Here is an 18,910-nt window from a genome sequence, read left to right on the forward strand (position 1 = left end):
TTTTTTATGGTATGTATATTTATATATTGTATGGTTTTGTCCATCCCGCTACTTTTCCTGTCTATCGGATATTATTGAGAGAGGCGAGGCTGGGCGCTGTTCCCGCTCGGATACCATCACGGAGTCCTATAGCTCAGTTGGTTAGAGCGCCACACTGATAATGTGGAGGTCGGCAGTTCAAGTCTGCCTGGGACTACACATGGGCGAGAGCCAATGTGTACCAGGTAGCAAGTCTGCCTGGGACTACACATGGGCGAGAGCCAATGTGTACTAGGTAGCAAGTCTGCCTGGGACTACGCGAGTGTTAATTGAGAATTGAGAGTTGACAATTGACAGATATGTTGACTTGACATACCACTAGTAATCATATTTATCAATTATGAATTATCAATTATCAATTATTCCAGTCACGGGGGATTAGCTCAGCTGGCTAGAGCACCTGCTTTGCAAGCAGGGGGTCAACGGTTCGAATCCGTTATTCTCCACTTGTCCGTCGGTATCTTGGTTTTTTCGCGTTTCCGCGGTTTGCGCTGCGGTTCGTGTTGTCCGGATATCCTATGGAATCGTTCTTTGACATATTGACACAGGCAAGACTGTAAGTAGATTGAATCAACAACAATACAATTTTGACAGCCAGAAGTATATGCCTGCCGTGCTTTGTCGGCTTTCCTGCTTTTGCGGGTTAGTCTTTCAGAGTATCGTGCAGTGCGGAGATAAAGCGAGCAAGGGCGCACGGTGGATGCCTTGGCTCACGGAGGCGATGAAGGACGTGATAAGCTGCGATAAGCTGCGGGTAGGTGCAAATGACCATTGATCCGCGGATTTCCGAATGGGACAACCCGGCCGTCTGAAGGACGGTCATCCTTACGTATTTTGTAAGGAGGCGAACCGGGGGAACTGAAACATCTTAGTACCCCGAGGAAGAGAAAATAACTGAATGATTCCCCCAGTAGTGGCGAGCGACCGGGGAAGAGCCCAAACCGGGCGTGTGCTTTGCGCATGTCCGGGGTTGTAGGACCGCGCTGTGGTATGTGTATTGCGAGAAGAAGGATCTGGAAAGTTCCGTCAGAGAGGGTGATATCCCCGTATTCGTAGCAATGCATGGCCTAGCGGTATCCTGAGTAGCGCGGGACACGAGTAATCCTGCGTGAATCTGCCGGGACCATCCGGTAAGGCTAAATACTCCCGTGAGACCGATAGTGTACTAGTACCGTGAGGGAAAGGTGAAAAGCACCCCTGGCAGGGGAGTGAAATAGTTCCTGAACCCGTGCGCCTACAAGCGGTCGGAGCATGTTTTTGCATGTGACGGCGTGCCTTTTGCATAATGAACCTACGAGTTGCCGTCGCCGGCGAGGTTAAGCGTCACGAGACGCGTTATCCGCAGTGAAAGCGAGCCTGAACAGGGCGTTTAGTCGGTGGTGGCAGACGCGAAACCGAGTGATCTACACATGGCCAGGGTGAAGTTCCGGTAACACGGAATGGAGGCCCGAACGGATAAGCGTTGAAAAGCTTCCCGATGAGTTGTGTGTAGGAGTGAAAGGCCAATCAAACTCGGAGATAGCTCGTACTCCCCGAAAGGCATTTAGGTGCCGCGTCGCGTGTTTCGCGTGAGAGGTAGAGCGACCGATAGGATGCGAGGGCTTCACCGCCTATCAAGTCCTGACGAACTCCGAATGCTCACGCGTAGTAGCGCGGCAGTAAGGGCGCGGGTGCTAAGGTCCGTGCCCGAGAGGAGAAGAATCCGGACCGCCGTCTAAGGTCCCCGAGTGCTGCCTGAGTTAGTCTAACGAAGTCCGGTCCCCGTGACAGCCAGGATGTTGGCTTGGAAGCAGCCATTCATTCAAAGAGTGCGTAACAGCTCACTGGTCGAGGGTCCGGGCGTGGATAATAATCGGGTATAAGGCAGCCACCGAAGGCGCGGGATAGTATATTGATTTATAGTATCGGTAGGGGAGCATTCCGTGTGCGTTGAATGGTGTACGTGAGTTATCCTGGAGCGCACGGAAACGCAAATGTAGGTATAAGTAACGATTAGGGGCGTGTGATCCGCCCCGCCGCAAGACCGAGGTTTCCCGGGCGATGCTGATCAGCCCGGGGTCAGTCGGGTCCTAAGGCTCAGCCGAGTGGCGAGGCCGATGGCTTCACGGTCAACATTCCGTGACTTCCCCCATGAGCGATGTGGTGACGGAGCAGTGGAACCGCCGCGCACTGCCGGAGTAGTGCGTTGAAGGGTGTAGGCGCCGATGCGTATAGGCAAATCCGTACGCAGAGCCGACCCTGAGAGTACCGTCGTCCCTTTTGGGACGGTGGATAGTGTGGGTAATCATACTCCCGAGAAAACCCGCTAAGCGTTAATTGTGTGGGAACCCGTACCGCAAACCGACACAGGTGGTCGTGTAGAGTATACTGAGGCGTTGGGTGATTCATGGTTAAGGAATTAGGCAAACTGACCCCGTAACTTCGGGAGAAGGGGTCCTCACTTTATTGTGAGGCGCAGAGACCAGGTCCAGGCAACTGTTTATCAAAAACACAGGGCTGTGCAAACTCGAAAGATGACGTATACAGCCTGACACCTGCCCGGTGCCGGAAGGTTAAGAGGAGATGTCAGCCCTTTGGGTGAAGCATTGAATTGAAGCCCCGGTAAACGGCGGCCGTAACTATAACGGTCCTAAGGTAGCGAAATTCCTTGTCGGGTAAGTTCCGACCTGCACGAATGGTGTAATGATCCGGACGCTGTCTCAACCATGAGCCCAGTGAAATTGTAGTATCGGTGAAGATGCCGATTACCCGCGATGGGACGAAAAGACCCCGTGAACCTTTACTGCAGCTTAGCACTGGACTTGGTCGCCGGATGTGTAGGATAGGCCGGAGACTTTGAAGTAGGTACGCCAGTATTTATGGAGTCATCCTTGAAATACGGCCCTTCCTGCGCCTGAGTCCTAACGCGTGTTTTTATGCGGACACTGCTTGGTGGGCAGTTTGACTGGGGTGGTCGCCTCCAAAAGCGTAACGGAGGCTTCCAAAGGTGCCCTCTGGCCGTTTGGTAACCGGCCGTTGGAGTGTAATGGCACAAGGGCGCTTGACTGGGAGGCAGACATGCCGAGCAGGCAGGAAACTGGGGCATAGTGATCCGGTGCAAGTGTATGGAAACTGCATCGCTCAAAGGATAAAAGGTACTCCGGGGATAACAGGCTGATCCCCCCCAAGAGCTCATATCGACGGGGTGGTTTGGCACCTCGATGTCGGCTCGTCACATCCTGGGGCTGGAGAAGGTCCCAAGGGTTGGGCTGTTCGCCCATTAAAGTGGCACGCGAGCTGGGTTCAGAACGTCGTGAGACAGTTCGGTCTCTATCTATCGCGGGCGTTGGAGTCTTGAGCGGGTCTGGCACTAGTACGAGAGGACCGTGTTGGACAGACCTCCGGTTTACCGGTTGTGCCGCCAGGTGCACCGCCGGGTATCCGCGTCTGGTAAGGATAAGCGCTGAAAGCATCTAAGTGCGAAGCCATCCGCGAGATGAGGGCTCCTTTGAGGGTCGTCCGAGACGAGGACGTTGATAGGAGGCAGGTGTAAAGACGGTGACGTCAAAGCCGAGCCTTACTAATTGCCCGAACGCTTTTTTCCGTTGTGGCATGTTCTTCTGTCTGTCGTGATGTGCCGGCAAGTATGCCGGTGTATGAATACAGTGTGTATTGTTATGGCAGTTCCTTCTGCTTGTCGTTTTGCCTGTGCATGATGTCAATCGTTTATGTCGCGTATCGTTTTGATTGATTTTGCGACAGAGAGATTTATGGCGGTTATTGCGGCGGTGTCCCACCTCTTCCCATTCCGAACAGAGCAGTTAAGCCCGCTTGCGCCGATGGTACTGCAATGCAATGCGGGAGAGTAGGTGGCTGCCGTTTTTTTGAATTTATTTTTGAGGCGGGTGTTCCTGACTGGAGCACCCGCCTTTTTTGTTGGGGGGAGGACTGGGAATTCTGGGAGCTCTGGGAACTCCGGAAAGACTGGGAGGATTGATTATATAATAAGTTAGGGGATTTCTCGTTATAATAAGGTATGCAATGGACTGACCGTATCAGACAGGTGAAGATTTTCTTAGTGGCAGCTGCTGTGATTGTGGCGGTTGTCTCTTTAGTCGTATCCCATTTTCTGGTGCGCGACCTTTATATGGAGGAGCATAAGAAGATGGAGGTGTGGGCTGAAGCCATGCGTTCTTTAAACTCTGCCGATGAAAATACGGACATTTCTTTGGTGTTGAAGGTTATTAACGATAATCAGACGATTCCCGTGGTGGTGATGGATGAAGCTGGTGATGCCCAGTTTTTCCGGAACATGGATGTGCGGGGTAAGACTTATGAGGATAGTCTAAGACATGCGGCAGCTATTGGAAGAAATCTGAAAGCGTCAGGAAAGTTTGTTCGGATTGAAGTGGGCGACACTGCACAGGAGGCGTATCAATATATATGTTACGATGATTCGGTGATGCTGAAACGTCTCTCTTCGTGGCCCTATATACAGTTGGGGGTTGTCATGATTTTCGTTGTCATTGCCATCTTTGCGTTGCTCACCTCGAAACGGGCCGAGCAGAATAAAGTTTGGGTGGGTTTGTCGAAAGAGACCGCTCATCAGTTGGGAACACCCATTTCGAGTCTCATGGCATGGACGGAAATCCTGCGTGAGAACTATCCTGAGGATGAGTTGATTCCCGAGATGGACAAGGACGTGAAGCGCCTTCAGCTGATAGCCGACCGTTTCTCGAAGATAGGGTCGCTGCCAGAGCCCGTCCCAACCAGTCTGAATGAGGTGCTCGACCATGTGGTGGACTATATGAATCATCGTACCTCTTCGCAGGTGACGATGGTGAAAGACTTTCCTGATGCAGATGTTCAGGTGCCGTTGAATGCCTCGCTTTTCGAATGGGTGATAGAGAATCTTTGTAAGAATGCCGTTGATGCGATGGAGGGTGCCGGTACGATTACGCTCCGTCTGGAAGAAGTGGGCAACAAGGCAGTGATAAAGGTTTCAGACACGGGGAAAGGCATTCGCAAGAAAGACTTGTCGAATGTATTCCGTCCCGGCTTCACGACGAAGAAACGCGGTTGGGGACTGGGACTTTCGTTGGCAAAGCGCATTGTGGAAGAGTACCATGACGGACAGATTCTTGTCGAATCCTCAGAGCTCGGTAAGGGCACCACGTTCCGCATCGAGCTGAAAAAGAAATAATTGTATCCCTTTTTACACTTGTTTTTATATCTTTTTGCTCTCTTAAGCCGTCAGCAGATTAAAACCCAAATCGGTCATTAGGATGCATCAGATATTTTTGTACTGATGTTCTGCTCCTTGTGTCATAGTATCGTTTGCTTCGGCATCTGCCTCCAACCTTTCTCTCGCCGTAGCCCGCTACGCCGTCGAGGAAGGTTGGAGACATTTGCACAAAGCAAACAACACTCTGAACACAAAGTCTAATGACCGATTTGAGCTAAACGGGGAAGCCCCAAATGTCTATTTCTTTTGGTCTTCTTCCAGATACCACTTCGAGTATTCTACGTAGTGGGCGGCATACGACTCTGCCTGGTCGGGCTGGGTCTTTTTCATGAACTTTGCCGGCACGCCACCCCATATCTCATGGTCGCCAATCTGTGTGCCACCGAGCACCAGTGCACCGGCAGCCACGATAGCTCCTTCGCCGACGACGGCATTGTCGAGAACGGTCGAGCCCATGCCGATGAGACAGCCTTTGCGCAGCGTGCAGGCATGAACCGTTGCGTTGTGACCGATGGTGACGTCATCTTCCATGATGGTCGGTCCGATTTTGTTGGTCACATGTACGACTGCCCCGTCCTGCACATTGCAGCGGTTACCCATGATAACGGGTGCTACGTCGCCCCGGACAACGGCGTTGAACCATACCGAGCACTCGTCGCCCATCGTCACTTCGCCCACGATGGCAGCATTCTCGCTGAAATAACAGTCGCGACCGAATTTTGGTGTAAGTCCTTTTACTGATTTGATAATTGCCATGATTTGTTGATGTCTATTTTGTTACTGATTATTTTTGATTGATGACCCGTGCGATGCGTTCCAGTCCTTCCATCATCCGGCTGCGCGGACAGGCGATGTTGATGCGGATGAATCCTTCGCCGTCGCGTTCTCCGTACATCGTTCCCGATGCCACTTTCACCCGTCCTTCGTTAATGAGCCGTTCCGTCAGTGCGTCTGATGTAACGCCCAGTGCCCGGATGTCTGCCCACACCAGATAAGTTCCTTCCATCTTGGTGATGCCAATCTGCGGCATACGCTCCTTGAAGAAGGCGACGAGCGCCTGATAGTTGTCCCAGATGTAAGGACAAAGCTGGTCTATCCAGTCTTCGGACTCGTTGTAGGCTGCCATGACAGCCTCTACGCCAAAGAGGTTGACGTCGCAAACTTCGTTGATATTGATGGCGCGGTCAATCTTTTCGCGCACCGATGGGTTGTTGCAAACGATATTGCTGATATACATACCCGCCGTGTTGAACGACTTGGAGGGTGCGTTGCAGCTCACGCTGTTGTCCAGACATGCCTTTGAGAGCGATGCGAAGGGAATGTATTCATAGCCGGGCATCACCAGTTCGTTGTGGATTTCGTCTGCCAGGACGAAGACATGGTGTCGCATGCAAATCTCGTTCAGTCGCTCCATCTCTTCGCGCGTCCACACCCTTCCGCCAGGATTGTGAGGGTTGCAGAAGATGAAGAGCTTCGTCTTCTCGTCAGCACAGCTGCGTTCTACCGCCTCGAAATCAATGTGATAGGTGTGGTTTTCATACACGAGCGGCACTTCTTCGACCGTGCATCCGTTGTTGCGCACCGACGAGAAGAAACAGTTGTAGGCAGGAGTGAGGAAGGCGACTTTATCGCCCGGCTGTGTCATCGCTTTGACGATGACCGACAATGCCGGCACCACGCCCGTCGTGTACATCATCCATTCGCATTCGATGTGCCAGTCGTGGCGGCGTTTGAACCACGAGATGACCGCCTCGTAATATTTCTCTGGCACATGTGTGTAGCCGAAGATGCCATGCTCCACCCGCTTTCTGAGTGCATTGACAATAGGCTCGGCACAGCGAAAGTCCATGTCAGCCACCCACATCGGGATGATGTCGTCGGCTGGCAGTTCGTCCCATTTCACGCAGCCCGTGCCGCGACGCGTGATGAGTTCATCAAAATTGTATTGCATTTTGTTATTCGTAAGTTCTAACTTCTGACAACGATTTCGCAGTTGTTCGGCTGGAGCACGTTCTCGTCGATGGTCACCGAGCCGATTTTGTCGGCAACGATGCGTCCGCTGGTCGGATTCTTGATGTTCGTAATGCCTCCGCGGATGTCAGCCTGCAAGGTAGAATACTCAAAAGCGCGGTCGCAATCCTCGCCGAATGTGCAGTTTTCCAGCACAAGGTCGTGTGCGTAGCAGAGCGGTTGCTCGCCCGTGATGTGACAGTTCACCAGTCGCAGGTTCTTTGAGTGCCACCCCAGATACTCGCCATTGAGCTCAGAGTCGTAGATGGTCACGTTCTCCACTTCCCAGAAAGCATCCTTCGTGGTAATCTTTGCGTTGTGAATCTCCACATTCTTCACATATTGGAAAACGTACTTCGAATCACTTTCCAGCCCATCGACATAAATATCTTCGCTGAACATGAACGGATAAGTGCCGTCGTGGAGTTTCAGGTTTTTCACCTTCAGGTTCTTTATTTTCCAGAACGTCTCATCGGCATCGTTGATTTGCACGTCCACGATTTCCAGATTCTTCTGCTCGCGGAACAGTTTCGGAGCGTTGATAATCGTGTTTTCCACCCGCATGTCGTCCGAATACCATACCGCCGAACGTGAGCCCGGCTCGAAGAGACAGTCTTTGATGAGTGAGCGGTCAACGTGCCAGAACGGATATTTGCCGATGAACGTGCAGCCGATGGCTTCGATGTCCGAGCAATGTTTGATGCCTGACTCGCCTTCCGTGATGGTTACGTTCACGAGGCGGATATCATGTATGGCGAACAACGGGCGTTCGCCTCCAAAACTTTGGTCTTTGATTTCCTTCATAATCGTTTTTCCTATTTTAGTTCTTTTCGGGCGCAAAAGTACGAAATAAAACTGATATTCCCCACAATTAAACAATAATTATATAATAGCCGAATCACTTGTCGGGCTTTTCGAATCCAAAGGTATTTTAAAAAAAGAATATTTTTTTCTCTTGCCCGCACTTTATTCGGTATTTTTATATAAATTTGCAGGCGAAAAAGATATGTATTCAAATTTTTATAATAAAACTTACTATGGAATTCTTAACAAATGACAAGCTGACCATCGTCGGCGCAGCCGGAATGATTGGTTCAAACATGGTACAGACCGCACTGATGATGGGTCTGACAAACGACATTTGTCTTTATGACGTGTTCTCACCCGAAGGCGTGGCAGAGGAAATGAGACAGAGTGGTTTCGGCGACGTGAAAATCACCGCGACGACCGATGCCAAAGAGGCATTCACCAATGCAAAGTATATCATCTCTTCAGGTGGTGCTCCCCGTAAGGAAGGCATGACACGCGAAGACCTGCTCAAGGGAAACTGCGAAATCGCCGAAGGACTTGGAAAAAACATCAAGCAGTATTGTCCCGACGTGAAGCACGTGGTCATCATCTTTAACCCTGCCGACCTGACAGGACTCGTTACATTATTATATAGTGGACTGAAACCCGGACAGGTGACGACACTCGCAGGACTTGACACCACACGTCTGCAGAGCGCACTGGCAAAGAAATTCAACGTGATGCAGAGCGAAATCGAAGGCTGTGCAACATACGGCGGACACGGCGAGCAGATGGCAGTGTTCGGTTCTCATGTAAAGATTGACGGCCGCAAGCTGACCGACATCATCGGCACTCCCGAATTCCCCGCAGAAGAGTGGGAGCAGATGAAGAAAGACGTGACACAGGGCGGTGCAGCCATCATCAAACTGCGCGGACGCAGCTCGTTCCAGAGCCCGGCATACCTCTCAGTGGAAATGATTCGCGCAGCGATGGGCGGCGAGGCATTCCGCTTCCCGGTAGGCACATACGTGAAGACCGACAAGTATGACCACATCATGATGGCAATGGCAACAACGCTCGACAAAGACGGCGCACACTTCACCGTGCCGCAGGGAACACCTGAGGAGAACGCCAAACTCGACCAGAGCTACGAGCACCTCTGCAAGATGCGCGACGAACTGGTGACGCTCAACATCGTGCCGCCAATCAGCGAATGGAATAAAATCAATCCGAACCTCTAAACCCTTCGGATAAATAACAGCAAAAAAAGCAAGGAGCGTCTGCCCCTTGCTTTTTTTTGTTGCTGTCATTCCACGCGTTTAGCGGCTTGCAGCTTTTGTATATTTATGCAGCTTTGGAGGTATGGTAAGTTGTTTTGTAAATTCTTGAATTTCAATACGTTAAGACGTGTCTTCCAAAAGTGCCACTTTTAGCTTGCAAAAGGGGAACTTTCAGGAGCTAAAAGTGGCACTTTCGGAACGCAAAAGGGCAACTTTTGGAAAGCGAAAGTTCAACCGTATATTTATACGCCCTTTTCCGTATGTTTATACAAGCATAGAGGAGCCCCACCCAAAGAGGGTGTGTCAAAATGGAGGAAGTGCGCTTCGCGCAGAATTGAAAATCGCCGTAGGCAAATCTCACAAATCCATCCAAAATCTTTCATTCTGTGTATCAGCACTTTGATTTGTTAGATTTGTATAGATTTGTTGGATTTGCCTTTCCCCATAGGCGGCGATTTGCAATTCTCGTCCGTAGGACGACTGAATTCCTATTTTGACACACCCTCAACGCCTGACGGAAAGCAAACAAGCTCTAATCACAATTATCCCCTCACGAAAAGATGACGCTTTCGCCGATTCAATCGCTGAAGCTTACTTCACCATTTTCCGGCGAAATCAAGAAAAAACAAAACCTGAAAGCATCTTCCAGATAAAAAGCATCGCTTTTTTTGTTATTAAAAAGGAAATAATTATCTTTGCAACAGCAAATTACGTGATACAGGTTTTAACCTACTTATCATAAAAAGCGGTATAAACTTCACTAAAATTAAGTCGAATGATTCAAAAATCGCCCAAACCCTGAACATTTGTTCAGACTTTCACCCTCGCCCCCCACTTTTCCGCCTTTGCCGAGGGCTTTTTCATTCCTTTTCCGTAACTTTGCAGCAAATAAAAAACAAAATGAATATGAACAAGAAGAGACACTACAGACGATTCCTGCTCCTGTTGGCCATGCTATCAGCAGCGACATTCGCAAATGCACAGAATGGCACGAAAGACTATAAGGTAAGTGGTATCGTACCTGATGGCATCAACAAGATTTATATCTACAAGAATAACAGACTAAGTTCACGTGAGATGTTGGACAGTGTAACCGTTACAGACGGCAGGTTTACAATGAGCGGCACACGGCCCGCCTACGACCTGCTTTCTTTAGGAACGACAAAAGGTGTCAACAACATTCAATTCTTCAACGATGGTGACCCTCTGATGATGGATTTCGTCAACGACTCCCTATCGGCCTCACCGCTAAATGAAAGGTTCCGCCGATACAGCAAAGAAGAAACTCGTTTTACGGATGAATTCTATCGCCTTTTCATAGCTTCCCGGCAAGCAAAAGACGAAGCCAAGAAAAAAGAACTGGAACAACAGATTGCAGCCAACCAAGAAGCGAACAGTGAATTCGCACGCACCATTATCCACGAAAACCGTGACAATGTGATAGCTGCCTACTATCTGGAAGCCGTCAATGGCTATATGGACTACGATGAACTGGCCTCTGCCCTTGACAGCACAGCCTACTACTATAATCATCCCCTACTGACCGAAGTCAAAGCCCGATTGCAGATGCTTCGTAGCCGACAGATAGGCAAACCATTTTGTAATGATATAGTTCTGCTATCGCCTGATGGGAAGCAGCACCGACTTAGCGAATGGTGCGGACAGGGGCAATACGTGCTGATTGATTTCTGGGCCAGTTGGTGCCGTCCCTGTCGAATGGAAATGCCCAATGTTATCCAGAACTATGAACGTTTCCGTGACAAGGGATTGGAAGTTTTAGCCATTTCTATCGACGACAAGAAAGATGCTTGGCAACGAGGTATTAAGAGTTTCGGCACTCCATTCATTCAGCTCTCCGAACTGCAAGGTCGAAAATCCCGTCTTTGCGCCATATATGGAATCAGTACCATACCCGCCAATCTCCTGATAGACCCGCAGGGTAAAATTATTGCAGCCGATTTACGAGGGAAGTCGCTGACAAGGAAACTTGAAAGCGTTTTCAAATAAAAGAAGGAAATGAAACAAACAAGACTTCTTTTCCTCCTGATAGCCGTGTTCTGGTTTTAACTTACTTATCATAAAAGATGGTATAAACAAAATGTTTTGGTTTTAAATAAAAGTGAGTACTTCTGCACTAATAGATAAATTGGGATTTGCTTGATGGAAGAGATAAAGATTTTTCATTCGTTTAGAAAGTACGTATTGATTTGTGAGTTGCTCAACCATAGGCTTGGGGTGACCTGATATCAAATAGTTAAATTTCAATTGTCTGATAGCTATCATTCTTTGTTTTTAGCATGGTACGGCCATGTAGTTTGCCAATTATTTCTTTGTTCCCGTTCTTTTTTGTATCTTTGCAGCCGCAAACGCAAATGTAGAGATAGGTTATGGGAAGTTTAGTAGCTATTGTTGGTCGCCCGAATGTGGGCAAATCGACCCTTTTCAACCGGCTGACCAAGTCGCGCAAAGCCATTGTGAGTGAGCATGCCGGTACAACGCGCGACCGCCAGTACGGCAAGTGTGAGTGGAACGGGCGCGAGTTTTCCGTCGTTGACACAGGCGGATGGGTTGTCAATTCCGATGACGTGTTTGAGGAGGAGATTCGCAAGCAGGTGCTCATCGCTGCGGAAGAAGCCGACCTGATTCTGTTCCTGGTTGACGTGACGACGGGGCTGACCGACCTTGATGAGGATGTGGCGATGATACTCCGGCGCACGAAACTTCCCGTGATTCTCGTGGCTAACAAGGCAGACAACAACAATCAGATATACGATTCATACGAGTTCTACAAGCTCGGTCTCGGCGAACCGCAGTGCATCAGCTCGGCAACGGGCAGCGGCACCGGCGATTTGCTCGACCTGGTGCTTGAGCGTTTGCCCGAGAACAAGGCTGACGATTTGGAGGAGGGCATTCCCCGTTTTGCCGTGGTTGGCCGCCCGAATGCCGGCAAGTCGAGCCTCATCAATGCTTTCATCGGTGAGGAGCGCAACATCGTGACCGACATTGCCGGTACGACGCGCGACAGTATCTATACGCGTTACGACAAGTTCGGCTTCGACTTCTACCTGGTTGACACGGCGGGCATCCGTCGCAAGAATAAGGTGACGGAGGATTTGGAGTTCTACAGTGTGATGCGCAGCATCCGCGCCATCGAGAATTCGGACGTGTGCATCCTCATGATTGACGCCACGCGTGGCATTGAGGCGCAGGACATGAACATCTTCCAGTTGATACAGCGCAACAATAAGTCGCTCGTGGTGGTGGTCAATAAGTGGGATTTGGTGGAAGACAAGAGTCCCATTGCTATCAAGACGTTCGAGACAGCCATTCGTGAGCGCATGGCTCCGTTCAAGGATTTCCCGATTATCTTCGCTTCCGCCCTCACGAAACAGCGCATCTTCAAGGTGCTGGAAACGGCAAAGGAAGTGTATGTGAACCGCAAGAAACGCATCGGAACGACCAAGCTGAACGAAGTGATGCTCCCGTTGATAGAGGCATTCCCGCCGCCTTCGGTCAAAGGCAAGTATATCAAGATAAAATATTGCGCGCAGCTTTCCGACACGCAAATACCGTCGTTCGTGTTCTACGCCAATCTGCCGCAGTATGTGAAGGAGCCGTACAAGCGCTTCCTTGAGAACAAGATTCGTGAGAACTGGACGCTGACGGGCAGTCCGGTCAATATATTTATTCGCCAGAAATAGAAGGATATGCGCAACATTCTTGGTCTTTTACTGCTGCTGTCGGCAACGCTGTACTCCTGTTCCAAGGCAACACCGAACCATGAGGAAATCATGAAGGCTGCCCAGCAGTACTACGAGCATCTGTTGAAGGGCGAGTATGAGCAGTTCGTCAATGGCAGCGTTGCGAACCGCGACATCCCTGAGCAGTATCGGCGGCAACTGACAGCCAATGCCAAGATGTTTGTGGAAGAGCAAAAAAACACCCACCGGGGTATTTCGAAAGTGCAGGCAACGGGTGCCGACGTTGATGAGGAGAATGGGTTGGCAAACGTGTTTCTCGTGCTCTGCTTCGGTGATTCCACCAACGAGGAAGTCGTCATTCCTATGGTTGAAGACGACGGTGTGTGGCGGATGCGCTGATGCGCAGCGTCAGGTTGTCGTTATGACTTGAGATGTCCGTGTTCCTCAATCTCCACTTCCTTTACCTTTTTGAATAAGTCGGAAGCGAAGACCAGGTCGTTGAGATGCTGGTTCTGTGCGTTGATGATTTCGTCTTTCGTCCCTTGCCATTCCTTGTGCCCCTCACAGATGAAGACAATGTTTTCGCCGATGCCCATGACCGAGTTCATGTCGTGGGTGTTGATAATGGTCGTTGTGTTATACTCTTTTGTAATGCTCGAAAGCAGTTCGTCGATGACCAGAGACGTTTTGGGGTCGAGTCCCGAGTTGGGCTCATCGCAAAACAGATATTGCGGGTTGAGCACGATGGCACGCGCGATGGCTACCCGTTTCTGCATACCGCCCGAAAGCTCGCCCGGAAATTTTGAGCCGGCGTTGCCGAGATTCACGCGGTCAAGACACTCTTCAGCCCGTCGTTTGCGCTCTCGGAGTGTCATCGACGAGAACATGTCGAGCGGAAACATCACGTTTTCGAGTACGGAGAGCGAGTCGAAGAGAGCCGCACTCTGGAAAATCATGCCCATCTCGCGGCGCATTTTCACCTTCTCGCGCTTGGACATGGTGACGAAGTTGCGCCCGTCGTAGAGCACTTCGCCGCTGGTGGGGTCAAGCAGACCGACGAGGTTCTTCATGAGTACCGTCTTTCCGCTACCCGACTGTCCGATAATCAGGTTGGTCTTCCCATTCTCGAAAGTGGCGTTGATGTCGTGCAGCACTTCTTTGTCTTCAAAAGACTTGTATAGTTGTTTGACTTCGATCATGTTTCTTGTGTTATAGTAATCATGTTCAGCTCAGCAGCTGCGTGAGGAATACATCGGAGAAAAGAATCAGTACGCTTGAGGATACGACGGCGTTGGTGGATGCTTTTCCCACCTCAACCGAACCGCCCTCGACCGTGTAGCCGAAGAATGACGCCACGCTGGCGATGATATACGCAAAGACGAGGCTCTTCAGGATGCTCATCCACAGGAACCACGGCACAAAGTCGTGTTGCAATCCTGCCGTCAGGTCATCGGGGGGCAGGATGTGTCCGATGTATGAAGTGGCATAGGCACCGACTATGCCGGTCGCAGACGAAAAGATGACGAGGAACGGCATGATGGTAATCAGCCCTAAAATCTTAGGGAGGATGAGATAGTTGGCAGAATTGACTCCCATGATTTCCAGTGCGTCAATCTGCTGAGTGACCCTCATCGTTCCCAGTTCCGATGCGATGTTCGACCCGACCTTTCCTGCCAGAATGAGACACATGATGGATGATGAGAACTCGAGGAGCATGATTTCGCGGGTGGTATAGCCGCTGACCCATCGCGGCATCCACGGACTTTGGATATTCAGTTTCATCTGAATGCAGATGACCGCACCGATGAAAAACGAAATCAGCAAGACGATACCGATACTGTCAACGCCTAAAGCCGACATCTCCTGCACATATTTCTTCATGAACATGCGCATCCGTTCCGGACGGGAGAACGTGCGTCCCATCAGCAGGAGGTATCGTCCGAAAGTGAAAAGATGCTTTTTTATGAACATGGGTGCTAAACTTTTCTGTGTGTATGGTTATTTCAATATTTCAGAGAAATAGTCGGCAATTTCTTCGGGCACTCGGTAAGGGTTGAGTGAGAAAGCGTGGTCGTAACTGTCGAGCAACAAGAAACGGCTGTCGCGCCATTGGTGATGGAACCGCTCTCCATACGACCATGGCACCACTTGGTCTGCCGTGCCGTGGATGATGAGTGCGTTGCCTTTGTAGGGTGCTGCCGTCTCGTAGATGGGTAGCCGTTGTGCCGTCTTGATGTAGTTGCGTCCCAGTTTCAACCCGCCCCACAAATCGAGATACGCTGGCGGGTCAAGTGGGTTGAAGGTATATCCCCCAGAATATCCGCGGATGGCATCTTCGCGGATGACGCCTGCTGGCGCCAGCAAGGCTATTCCTTGAATAACCGGTTCGTTGGCAAACTCACCTGCCACCATCGCTGCCACAATGCCGCCTTGGGAGTGGCCTGTCAGTCCGATACTGCTTACATCCTCCATCTGTCGAACATAGTCAATCACCTTTTTGGCTTCCTTGATTTGTCCAGGAACGGTCATCTCCTCGAATTTCCCTTCGCTACTTCCATGTCCGCTAAAGTCGAATCTCAGACTGGCAATCCCTTTCTGCAGGAGCATCTTGGCAGTCGTTTTCATCAGGAAAGAGTTCTTCTCGCTGCCGAAACCGTGCATGAGAATGACCATCGGGCAGCGCTCACCAGCTTTCAGCAACGGCTTTTCGATGATGGCACTGAGCTGATAATCTCCTCCGTCTATCATCATTTCCTTACTCGTGCCTTCCACGTTTGTGGCGGGAAACAGTTCCGTGAGCGTCTTTTCTATTTTGTCGGAGATAACGGTTCCTAAAACGATGTTTCCATCAGGGTCTATCAGATAGACAGAGGGAATCCAACTGACACCATAGGTTTTGGAGATGTCGGTATCCTTGAATTTTTTCAGTTCGCTGACCTGTGTGTAGCTGATGTTGAACTTGTCGAGCGCTTTTTTCCAACTATCGACATTGGTGTCGAAAGAGATGCCTACGAACTCCACACCTTTTGGGGCGAACTTCTTGTACATCCGTTGCATGTTGGGAATGTCTTTCAGACAGTCTGGGCACCACGATGCCCAAAAGTCCAATACCGTATATTTCCCCTTGGCAACCTTACTCAGTTGTACTGTCTTCCCGTCGGGCGTCTTCAACTTGAAGTCGGGTGCTTTTGTTCCCTTTTTCAGTAGTCCCGTCGCATATTTGGCATCGGCATCTTGTAATGCATTTTGTGCCTGTAGCCCTGTCGTCCATATCAAGATGAACAGGGCGATGAGTGTAAGTTTCTTTTTCATTATAATGTGGTAATATGAATGCAAAAGTAACAAAATCCGTTTAAAAAAGGATAAATAATTGAATTGTTTTTGACGGAAACAACATTATTATTAAGTTTTTTAGTAATTTTGTGGCAAATTATCAGGAATCAATGAGCGAGAACATCAATATTCAGTCGCGTGCGGAGGGCTCCATGGTGCTCCGGACGGAAGGGCTTGTCAAGCGCTATGGCAACCGGACGGTGGTCAATGACGTCAGCATCAACGTGCGTCAGGGCGAAATCGTCGGGCTGCTGGGACCCAACGGTGCCGGTAAGACAACATCGTTCTATATGACGACGGGTCTGATAGTCCCCAATGCCGGGCATATCTATCTCGACGACGAGGACATCACGAGCTATCCGGTCTATAAACGTGCCCGTGCCGGTGTGGGGTATCTGCCGCAGGAAGCCTCCGTCTTCAGAAAGATGACGGTAGAGGATAACATCATGGCTGTACTCGAAATGACGGGAAAGCCCAAAGCATATCAGGAGCAGAAGCTGGAGAGCCTGCTCTCGGAGTTCCGCCTGAGCCATGTGCGTAAGAACTTGGGTGACCGCCTGTCGGGAGGTGAGCGGCGGCGGACGGAAATCGCGCGCTGTCTTGCCATCGAACCGAAATTTATCATGCTCGACGAGCCTTTCGCGGCTGTGGACCCCATCGCCGTCGAAGACATTCAGTATATCGTGTGGCAACTGAAATACCGCAACATCGGAATCCTCGTGACCGACCATAAGGCGGAGGCGGTGCTCGGACTGGTCGATCGTGCCTATTTGCTGTTCGAAGGGAAAATCCTTTTCCAAGGAAAACCCAAGGAACTGGCAGAGAACGAAATCGTCAGAAAAAGGTATCTGGGCGTCAATTTCGAACTTCCCAAGCAGGCTTTTCAGATAAATGAGGGCGGAACGGAAGGTTCCGAAATGGCGGCAGAATAGCCAGAGGCATGTTAAAAAAACAAATAAATCCGAATGATGTTAGGTCGTTCGGGAGAAAATGAGTACTTTTGCAGTTCAAAATTAAAAAAAGAAATAATAGACACAGATGAAAGTAACATTTGAGTGCCCGGATAAGATTAACGGGCTGATGACACTGACTGTTGAAGAAGCAGATTACAAAGAGAGTGTAGAGAAGAAACTGAAAGACTATCGCAAGAAGGCAACGCTTCCTGGTTTCAGAACGGGTATGGTTCCGATGGGACTGATTAAAAAGCAGTATGGGACAGCCCTGAAGGTGGATGAAATCAACCGCGTGGTCGGTGAGGAAATCTATAAGTATGTCCGGGAGAACAAAATACAGATGTTGGGTGAGCCGCTCCCCTCAGAGAAACAGGAACCGCAGGACTTGGAGCAGGGCAGCACATACACATTTGTGTTCGACATCGCCGTGGCTCCCGAGTTCAAAATCAACCTGACAGCCAAGGATAAGATTCCTTATTACCAGATTACGGTTGACGATAAACTCATTGAGCAGCAGGTGGATTCCTATGCTTCACGCGCCGGTCACTATGACAAGGTGGAGACCTTCGACCCGGAAGAGCGCGATATGCTGAAGGGTGACCTCGTGGAGCTCGACAGCAAGGGTAAGGAAAAGAAAGATGGAATCAAGGTGGAAGAGGCAATCCTGATGCCCCAATATATCAAAGTCGCTGCACAGAAGAAACTGTTCGACGGTGCAAAACTGGGCGATACGATTAAGTTCAATCCCAAGAAAGCTTATCCGGGGAACGATGCTGAGGTGGCTGCCCTGCTGAAAATGAAAAAGGAAGAAGTGGCTGACCTGAAGTCGAACTTCAACTATACCATCAAGGAAATCTCACGTTTCGTGAAGGCTGAAGAGAACAAAGAGCTGTTCAACCAGGTGTTTGGTGAGGGCGTCGTGAAGACCAAGAAGCAATTCCGCGACAAGATTGCGGAAGGTTTGAAGGCGCAGTTTGCCGGTGAGCAGGACTATCGCTTCCTCGTAGATCTTCGCCAGTATGCGGAGAAGAAGGTCGGCGACCTGAAATTCCCGGAAGAACTGCTCAAGCGCGTGATGAAAAACAACAATCAGGACAAGGCAGAAGACTATGTGGACAAGAACTTCGAAGGCAGTATCCGCGAACTGAAATGGCATCTCATCAAAGAGCAACTCGTTGAGCAGGCAGGTGTCAAGATTGAGGACGCTGACGTGAAAACGACGGCAAAAGAGATGGCTCGCGCACAATTTGCACAGTATGGCATGGGCAATGTGCCTGACGAATATCTTGAAAACTATGCCGGCGAAATGCTCAAAAAGCAAGAAAGCGTACAGGGAATCGTTGATCGCGCCATCGAACAGAAACTCATGGCAGCCATGAAAGAAGTGGTGAAACTGACGGAGAAAAACGTGACGCTGGAAGAGTTTAATAAACTTTTTGAAGCATAAAAGCGAGAAATTTTAGAAAAAAACATAAGGATAATTTGAAGGTTATCGACTTTTTTTATTAACTTTGTCCTACAAAGTGAGAAAAAGGGTCGATAACCTTTTTATTTGCTATAGCTTGAATATAAATATAATAA

The 18,910-nt window shown here is 49.9% G+C and carries 13 protein-coding genes, 2 tRNA genes and 2 rRNA genes; 11 read left to right on the forward strand and 6 right to left on the reverse strand.

The window, feature by feature from the left end; translation table 11 throughout:
- Window positions 1-122: 122 nt before the first annotated feature.
- The 5 genes from GRF55_RS01330 (at window position 123) to GRF55_RS01350 (ending at window position 5,221) form a co-directional block, all read left to right on the forward strand.
- A tRNA-Ile gene (locus tag GRF55_RS01330) sits at window positions 123-196 on the forward strand.
- A 215-nt stretch (window positions 197-411) separates the two neighbouring features.
- Window positions 412-485: transfer RNA gene (locus GRF55_RS01335), tRNA-Ala, on the forward strand.
- Window positions 486-712: 227 nt separating this feature from the next.
- Window positions 713-3,622 (forward strand): 23S ribosomal RNA (locus GRF55_RS01340).
- Between the two features lie 165 nt (window positions 3,623-3,787).
- A 5S ribosomal RNA gene (gene rrf / locus GRF55_RS01345) occupies window positions 3,788-3,900 on the forward strand.
- A gap of 154 nt (window positions 3,901-4,054) precedes the next feature.
- The gene (locus tag GRF55_RS01350; protein ID WP_220368779.1) at window positions 4,055-5,221 is read left to right on the forward strand and encodes a PAS domain-containing sensor histidine kinase; all 1,167 of its coding nucleotides are present in this window, start codon (window positions 4,055-4,057) and stop codon (window positions 5,219-5,221) included.
- A gap of 279 nt (window positions 5,222-5,500) precedes the next feature.
- Here the strand turns inward: GRF55_RS01350 and GRF55_RS01355 are convergent, their stop codons facing one another.
- Genes GRF55_RS01355 through GRF55_RS01365 form a run of 3 tightly spaced genes read right to left on the reverse strand, consistent with a single transcriptional unit; the run spans window position 5,501 to window position 8,077 of the window.
- Window positions 5,501-6,019, reverse strand: a complete 519-nt coding sequence (locus tag GRF55_RS01355) for a gamma carbonic anhydrase family protein (protein WP_220368780.1) — start codon at window positions 6,017-6,019, stop codon at window positions 5,501-5,503.
- A gap of 28 nt (window positions 6,020-6,047) precedes the next feature.
- Window positions 6,048-7,214 (reverse strand): MalY/PatB family protein, encoded by a 1,167-nt coding sequence (locus GRF55_RS01360; protein ID WP_220368781.1) that lies wholly within the window; start codon window positions 7,212-7,214, stop codon window positions 6,048-6,050.
- Between the two features lie 17 nt (window positions 7,215-7,231).
- The gene (locus tag GRF55_RS01365; protein WP_220368782.1) at window positions 7,232-8,077 is read right to left on the reverse strand and encodes a DUF3737 family protein; all 846 of its coding nucleotides are present in this window, start codon (window positions 8,075-8,077) and stop codon (window positions 7,232-7,234) included.
- Window positions 8,078-8,310: 233 nt separating this feature from the next.
- On the opposite strand from GRF55_RS01365, the gene GRF55_RS01370 reads away from it, so the two are divergent.
- The 4 genes from GRF55_RS01370 (at window position 8,311) to GRF55_RS01385 (ending at window position 13,442) form a co-directional block, all read left to right on the forward strand.
- Window positions 8,311-9,303 carry a malate dehydrogenase gene (locus tag GRF55_RS01370; RefSeq protein ID WP_220368783.1) on the forward strand — a complete coding sequence of 331 codons (993 nt, stop codon included), beginning with the start codon at window positions 8,311-8,313 and terminating at the stop codon, window positions 9,301-9,303.
- A 945-nt stretch (window positions 9,304-10,248) separates the two neighbouring features.
- Window positions 10,249-11,349 carry a TlpA disulfide reductase family protein gene (locus GRF55_RS01375; RefSeq protein WP_220368784.1) on the forward strand — a complete coding sequence of 367 codons (1,101 nt, stop codon included), beginning with the start codon at window positions 10,249-10,251 and terminating at the stop codon, window positions 11,347-11,349.
- 380 nt (window positions 11,350-11,729) lie between these two features.
- Window positions 11,730-13,043, forward strand: a complete 1,314-nt coding sequence (der, locus tag GRF55_RS01380) for a ribosome biogenesis GTPase Der (protein ID WP_220368785.1) — start codon at window positions 11,730-11,732, stop codon at window positions 13,041-13,043.
- A gap of 6 nt (window positions 13,044-13,049) precedes the next feature.
- Window positions 13,050-13,442, forward strand: a complete 393-nt coding sequence (locus tag GRF55_RS01385) for a hypothetical protein (RefSeq protein ID WP_220368786.1) — start codon at window positions 13,050-13,052, stop codon at window positions 13,440-13,442.
- Between the two features lie 20 nt (window positions 13,443-13,462).
- On the opposite strand, the gene GRF55_RS01390 is transcribed toward GRF55_RS01385, so the two are convergent.
- From GRF55_RS01390 to GRF55_RS11795, 3 genes are read right to left on the reverse strand one after another with little or no spacing between them, the layout of a single operon-like run.
- Entirely contained in the window at window positions 13,463-14,242 is a 780-nt protein-coding gene (locus GRF55_RS01390) for an ABC transporter ATP-binding protein (protein WP_220368787.1), read from the reverse strand.
- Window positions 14,243-14,267: 25 nt separating this feature from the next.
- Entirely contained in the window at window positions 14,268-15,014 is a 747-nt protein-coding gene (locus tag GRF55_RS01395; protein WP_220368788.1) for an ABC transporter permease, read from the reverse strand.
- Between the two features lie 27 nt (window positions 15,015-15,041).
- Entirely contained in the window at window positions 15,042-16,355 is a 1,314-nt protein-coding gene (locus tag GRF55_RS11795; RefSeq protein WP_220368789.1) for an alpha/beta fold hydrolase, read from the reverse strand.
- 131 nt (window positions 16,356-16,486) lie between these two features.
- Here GRF55_RS11795 and lptB point away from each other — a divergent pair, with 131 nt between their 5' ends.
- Both lptB and tig read left to right on the forward strand, forming a co-directional pair.
- Entirely contained in the window at window positions 16,487-17,308 is an 822-nt protein-coding gene (lptB, locus tag GRF55_RS01405; protein WP_220369580.1) for an LPS export ABC transporter ATP-binding protein, read from the forward strand.
- Window positions 17,309-17,414: 106 nt separating this feature from the next.
- Complete coding sequence (gene tig, locus GRF55_RS01410) at window positions 17,415-18,776, forward strand: trigger factor (RefSeq protein WP_220368790.1); 1,362 nt, start codon at window positions 17,415-17,417, stop codon at window positions 18,774-18,776.
- Window positions 18,777-18,910 lie beyond the last annotated feature (134 nt).

It is taken from the genome of Prevotella sp. Rep29 (assembly GCF_019551475.1).
Taxonomy (GTDB): Bacteria; Bacteroidota; Bacteroidia; order Bacteroidales; family Bacteroidaceae; genus Prevotella.